This window comes from Microbacterium sp. zg.Y909, assembly GCF_024626565.1.
Genome location: NZ_JANJFJ010000310.1, coordinates 1 through 5,232, shown reverse-complemented (window position 1 = coordinate 5,232; position 5,232 = coordinate 1). Strand labels below are relative to the sequence as shown.

Here is a 5,232-nt window from a genome sequence, read left to right as displayed (position 1 = left end):
CTGCTGCAGCTGTCGATCTTCGCGCTGGGCGTGATGCCGTACATCACGGCCACGATCATCGTGCAGCTTCTGCGCGTGGTGATCCCGCACTTCGAGACACTCTACAAAGAGGGCCAGGCCGGCCAGAGCAAGCTGACGCAGTACACCCGCTATCTGACGATCGCCCTCGCGCTGCTGCAGTCGACCACGCTCATCACGGTCGCCCGCAGCGGTCAGCTGTTCGGCATCACCGGCATCGCGGAGTGCGAGCAGGTGCTCACCAACGACGCGTGGTGGGCGCAGCTGCTGATGATCATCACGATGACCGCCGGCACCGGCCTCATCATGTGGTTCGCCGAGCTCGTCACCGAGCGCGGCGTCGGCAACGGCATGTCGCTGCTCATCTTCACCTCGATCGCCGCCACGTTCCCCTCGGCCATGTGGTCGATCTGGCAGGCCCGCGGCTTCGAGATCTTCCTGCTGGTGCTGGCCGTCGGCATCCTGACCGTCGCCCTCGTCGTCTTCGTCGAGCAGTCGCAGCGGCGCATCCCGGTGCAGTACGCCAAGCGCATGGTGGGACGCCGCACCTACGGCGGCACCAACACCTACATCCCGATCAAGGTCAACATGGCCGGCGTCGTGCCCGTCATCTTCGCCTCGTCGCTGCTGTACATCCCCTCCCTCATCGCGCAGTTCAACCAGACGCCCGATGCCGAGGGCAACGTGCCCGGCTGGGTGGCGTGGATCCAGCAGTACTTCACCACCGGCGACCACCCGCTGTACATGGCGGTGTACTTCCTGCTCATCGTCGGCTTCACGTACTTCTACGTCGCCATCACGTTCAACCCGGTCGACGTCGCCGACAACATGAAGAAGTACGGCGGGTTCATCCCCGGCATCCGTGCCGGGCGTCCCACCGCCGAGTACCTCGACTACGTGCTCACCCGCATCACGCTGCCGGGGTCGATCTACCTGGGCCTCATCGCCCTCATCCCGCTTATCGCCCTCGCCACGGTCGGCGCCAACCAGAACTTCCCGTTCGGCGGCGCGTCGATCCTGATCATCGTCGGTGTGGGTCTCGAGACGGTCAAGCAGATCGACGCCCAGCTGCAGCAGCGCCACTACGAAGGGCTTCTCCGATGACCACGCCCCGTCTTCTCATCGTCGGACCGCAGGGCTCGGGCAAGGGCACGCAGGGCGTGCGCATCGCCCAGTCGCTGGGCATCCCCGTCATCTCCACCGGCGACGTGTTCCGCGCGAACGTCAAGGCGGGCACCGAGCTCGGCAAGCAGGTGCAGGCCATCATCGAGGCCGGCAACCTCGTTCCCGACGAGCTGACCAGCGCGATCGTGCGCGACCGGCTCGCGCAGGACGACGCCGCGGGCGGGTTCCTGCTCGACGGATACCCCCGCAACCTCGGCCAGGTGGCAGACCTCGACGCGTTCCTGTCGGGCCGCGACGAGGAGCTCACCGGCGTCATCGAGCTCTCCGTCCCCCGCGAAGAGAGCATCTCGCGGCTCACGCTGCGCGCTGCCGAGCAGGGCCGCACCGACGACACCGAAGACGTCATCGCCCACCGCCTGTCGATCTACGAGCGCGAGACCGCGCCCATCCTCGACGTGTACCGCGAGCGCGGCATCGTCGACACGATCGACGGCGTGGGCACGCTGGACGAGATCACCGAGCGGATCCGCGTGGCGCTGGCCGCGCGCGATCTCGTCGGCGCCTGACCGACGTGCTGCGCCGCTCCATCTACAAGACCCCCGCACAGCTGCGGGCCATGGTCGAACCCGGCCGCATCACCGCCGCGGCCCTCGAGGCCGTCCGCGAGCTGGTCGCCCCCGGTGTGACGACGCTCGAGCTGGATGCCGCCGCAAGCGCCGTCATCCGCGCGCGCGGAGCCGAGTCGAACTTCCAGCTGGTGCGCGGCTACCGCCACACCGTCTGCACGTCGGTGAACGAGCAGGTGGTGCACGGCATCCCGAGCGACCGCGTGCTCGAGCCCGGCGACATCGTCTCGATCGACGCGGGCGCACAGTATCAGGGCTGGAACGGCGACTCGGCGATCACCGTCGTGGTGCCCGATCCGTCGCGGCCGCAACTGGTGGCCGAGCGCGAGCGCCTTTCCGAGGTCACTCGCGGTTCGCTGTGGGCGGGCATCGCCGCGCTGGCGCACGCGAAGCACATCGGCGAGATCGGCGATGCGGTGCAGGGCTACATCGAGCAGTCCGGTGAGGACTACGGCATCCTGCGCGATTACGTCGGCCACGGCATCGGCCGCAAGATGCACGAGGCGCCGTCGGTGTTCAACTACCGCGTCGCCGACCGCGGCGCCGAGGTCAAGCCGGGACTGTGTCTCGCGATCGAGCCGATGGTGGTCGCCGGCAGCGAGGAGACCTTCGTCGAGGACGACGACTGGACCGTCTCGACCGTCGACGGCTCGGCCGGTTCACACTGGGAACATAGCGTCGCCGTGCATCATGGAGGCATCTGGGTGCTCACTGCGCCCGATGGAGGAGCCGCGGGTCTGGCGCCGTTCGGCGTGGTCCCGCGCGAGATCGGATAGGGGCAACTCGTGGCAGCGGCAGGGAACAAGACCAACTGGTTCGCGATCTGGGTGAGTGTGGCGGTCGTCGTCGTGCTCGTCGGCGTCGGCGGTCTGGTGTGGTGGATGAACAGCGCCGCCACGTCGCCGGGCACGGCACCCGAGTCCTCTGCGGTCGACTCCGAGACCGGCGCGATCATCGTGGGCGACGGTCCCGACGAGGTCGAGGTCTGGGCCGACTTCTACTGCCCCCACTGCCAGGACTTCGAGGACCTGTACGGTCCCACCATTTCGGAGCTCGTCGACTCCGGCGACATCACGCTGCGGCTGCAGCCGGTGGCGCTGCCGAGCCTGAACGCGGCATCCGGCACGGAGTTCTCGGCCCGCTCGGCCAGCGCGATGTACTGCGTGGCCGAAGAGGCCGGCGGCGAGGCCGCGTATGACTTCATGACCTCGGTGTTCGCGCTGCACCCGACCGGCGAGGGGCTCACCAACGAGAAGCTCACGCAGCTGGCCGAGGATGCCGGTGCCCCCGATGCCGGGGAGTGCATCGCCGATCAGACGCACGCGAAGTTCGCAGAGTCGCAGGTGCAGAACCTTCCCGCCAACGACCAGGGCCAGGCCGGCACGCCGAGCCTGCTGGTCAACGGCGAGTACGTCACGATCACCGGCGACGTCGCCGCCGACATCACCGACCGCCTGGGCTGAGCCGCCCGGTCGCTGCCGCGCCCGCGGCCTCGGACCCGCGCGACCGCTGCGGCCGAGAAACCACTTCTCGGATGAGGCATCACGCACGGCGTGGTTTCCCGTCCGAGAAGTGGTTTCTCGTTGCGGGAAGCGACCGCGGATGGTGCCGCAGCGTGGACAGCAGCGCCCGCTGCGGGGCGCGGAGGCGGGGAACGCCGGCGCGATGCAGTCTCTCGTCGAGCGGTGTCACCCGCATCGCGGCGGCCCAATCCCACCGGGTGAACGCCCGCACCTGCCGGCGCAGGCGGTCTTCGCGGCGCTTCTCGTCGACCACACGCGCCACGACATCGGTGCCGGTGTACTTGCCGTAGCCGTCGGACTCCCCGATGACGCTCGCCCGGCGCCAGAAGAAGTCCGCGCGGTCGCGCACGCCCTCCGCGATGAACTCGACCTGGGTCTCGGGCTCCGCGTATCCGAGCCAGATCGCGGTGGCGCGGCTGACGGTCTCGCCCGCCGACTCCGCGCGTGGATCGATCATCGGCAGGAGCAGCGCGAACCGGGCGCTCCCGCGGCCCCGCGGCTGCGCGCGGGCGACCTCGCGCAGAAGCTCGATGGATGCCGCATCGGTGCGGCTGGGGGAGACTGCGGCATCCGCGACGGCGAGACCGAACGCCGGGGGCAGCACGCGCATGAGGTCCACCGCGGTGGTGGCGAGCGGTGTGAGCAGCACTCCGCCGCGCGCGACCAGCGCCTTCTGTTCGCCACTCGTGTGCACGCACACGTCGCCGAATCGGCGCGAACTGGCGCGATCCGGGTCGTACACATGAATGTCGCGTGGCTCGCCGAAGATCGGCAGGCCCAGCGCGACCGCCGCGGACTCGAACGCCAGAACAGCGTCCGGATGCCGAAGGTGGAACGCGTGCACGCGGGCGGCATAGCGCTCCCACGGCCGGAGCCGATCCCACTCCTCGCGGATCGCGTACACCCCCGGCCGCACGCGGACGTGAGCAGCCCCGTCGCGAACGCGCAGCCCCGCCTCGAGCGCGTGCGCCTGCACCACGAACGAAAGGGGCGAGAGCGGCGTGCTCAGGGCTGGCATACCGCCCAGCCTCGGTGGTCCAGGCGTCCTCGTGGTGATGCGGGCCCCCACCCGGGGACAGTCCGGCGGCTTCGCGGATTGGGGAGGGGCCGTTCGCGGGGCGTGGCCGGTGGCCTCCACCCGTGCGAAACCACGATCTGGATGGGAAACACCGCAATGCGTGGTTTCCCATCCGAGGAGTGGTTTCTTGCGGGCGCTGCGCCCGTCACGCGCGCGGGAGCGACACGCCCGAGTTGCCGCATGCGGCAGTACCACGTATGCTTGACGTTTGGTGCGTTGCGCCCGCTTTGGCGTGTCGCCGTACCGAATCCCCATCCACCGCAGACCGACCGGTCCGCATTACTGTAAGCGAGCGTATGGCGAAGAAAGACGGTGTCATCGAGATCGAGGGTGTGATCTCCGAGGCTCTCCCGAACGCGATGTTCCGCGTGGAGCTGAGCAACGGACACAAGGTGCTCGCAACGATCTCGGGCAAGATGCGACAGAACTACATCCGCATCATCCCCGAGGACCGCGTTGTCGTCGAGCTCAGCCCGTACGACCTCACGCGCGGTCGCATCGTCTACCGCTACCGCTAGACCGGTCGAGAAGTAACGCCCCGGGGCATGCTGCCCTGCCCGGCGAAGACAGCGAACAGGAAAATCATGAAGGTCAACCCCTCCGTCAAGCCCATCTGCGACCACTGCAAGGTCATCCGCCGCCACGGTCGCGTCATGGTCATCTGCAAGTCCAACCCGCGCCACAAGCAGCGCCAGGGTTGACGCGGGGATGCCACGGCATCCCACCCCACAGACGTACAACTGAACAACACACACGGCAGGATCAGAACCTCGCAAGAGGGGACACCTCGGGGCGGAGGCCCGGGCACCGATCCTGCTCCACACCTCCACTCACTCCTAGGAGAGCCGCATGGCACGTCTTG

General features: G+C 68.6%; 7 protein-coding genes. 6 read left to right on the top strand and 1 reads right to left on the bottom strand.

The window, feature by feature from the left end; translation table 11 throughout:
• The 4 genes from secY to NQ160_RS17880 all read left to right on the top strand — a co-directional run.
• The coding region (gene secY, locus NQ160_RS17895) for a preprotein translocase subunit SecY (RefSeq protein WP_257516489.1) at window positions 1-1,122 on the top strand (1,122 nt) is incomplete at its 5' end.
• Window positions 1,119-1,709, top strand: coding sequence for an adenylate kinase (locus tag NQ160_RS17890; protein WP_257516488.1), 591 nt, complete (start codon window positions 1,119-1,121; stop codon window positions 1,707-1,709). The genes secY and NQ160_RS17890, both read left to right, overlap by 4 nt.
• A 5-nt stretch (window positions 1,710-1,714) precedes the next feature.
• Window positions 1,715-2,545, top strand: coding sequence for a type I methionyl aminopeptidase (map, locus tag NQ160_RS17885; RefSeq protein ID WP_257516487.1), 831 nt, complete (start codon window positions 1,715-1,717; stop codon window positions 2,543-2,545).
• Window positions 2,546-2,554: 9 nt separating this feature from the next.
• Window positions 2,555-3,232: a DsbA family protein gene (locus NQ160_RS17880; protein WP_257516486.1), complete on the top strand. Its 678-nt coding sequence runs from the start codon at window positions 2,555-2,557 to the stop codon at window positions 3,230-3,232.
• 79 nt (window positions 3,233-3,311) lie between these two features.
• Here NQ160_RS17880 and NQ160_RS17875 read toward each other — a convergent pair whose 3' ends face one another.
• Window positions 3,312-4,310: a hypothetical protein gene (locus NQ160_RS17875; protein WP_257516485.1), complete on the bottom strand. Its 999-nt coding sequence runs from the start codon at window positions 4,308-4,310 to the stop codon at window positions 3,312-3,314.
• A 356-nt stretch (window positions 4,311-4,666) separates the two neighbouring features.
• Between NQ160_RS17875 and infA the strand changes: the two genes are divergently transcribed.
• Window positions 4,667-4,888, top strand: a complete 222-nt coding sequence (gene infA / locus NQ160_RS17870) for a translation initiation factor IF-1 (RefSeq protein WP_017201569.1) — start codon at window positions 4,667-4,669, stop codon at window positions 4,886-4,888.
• Window positions 4,889-4,954: 66 nt separating this feature from the next.
• Window positions 4,955-5,071, top strand: coding sequence for a 50S ribosomal protein L36 (gene rpmJ / locus NQ160_RS17865; RefSeq protein WP_005050492.1), 117 nt, complete (start codon window positions 4,955-4,957; stop codon window positions 5,069-5,071).
• Window positions 5,072-5,232 lie beyond the last annotated feature (161 nt).

What these genes read in the sequence shown, in the direction of transcription:
- NQ160_RS17890 (WP_257516488.1), top strand. Translation starts at nt 1,119, where the DNA reads ATGACCACGCCCCGTCTTCTCATCGTCGGACCGCAGGGCTCGGGCAAG.
- NQ160_RS17875 (WP_257516485.1), bottom strand. Translation starts at nt 4,310, where the DNA reads ATGCCAGCCCTGAGCACGCCGCTCTCGCCCCTTTCGTTCGTGGTGCAG.
- infA (WP_017201569.1), top strand. Translation starts at nt 4,667, where the DNA reads ATGGCGAAGAAAGACGGTGTCATCGAGATCGAGGGTGTGATCTCCGAG.
- rpmJ (WP_005050492.1), top strand. Translation starts at nt 4,955, where the DNA reads ATGAAGGTCAACCCCTCCGTCAAGCCCATCTGCGACCACTGCAAGGTC.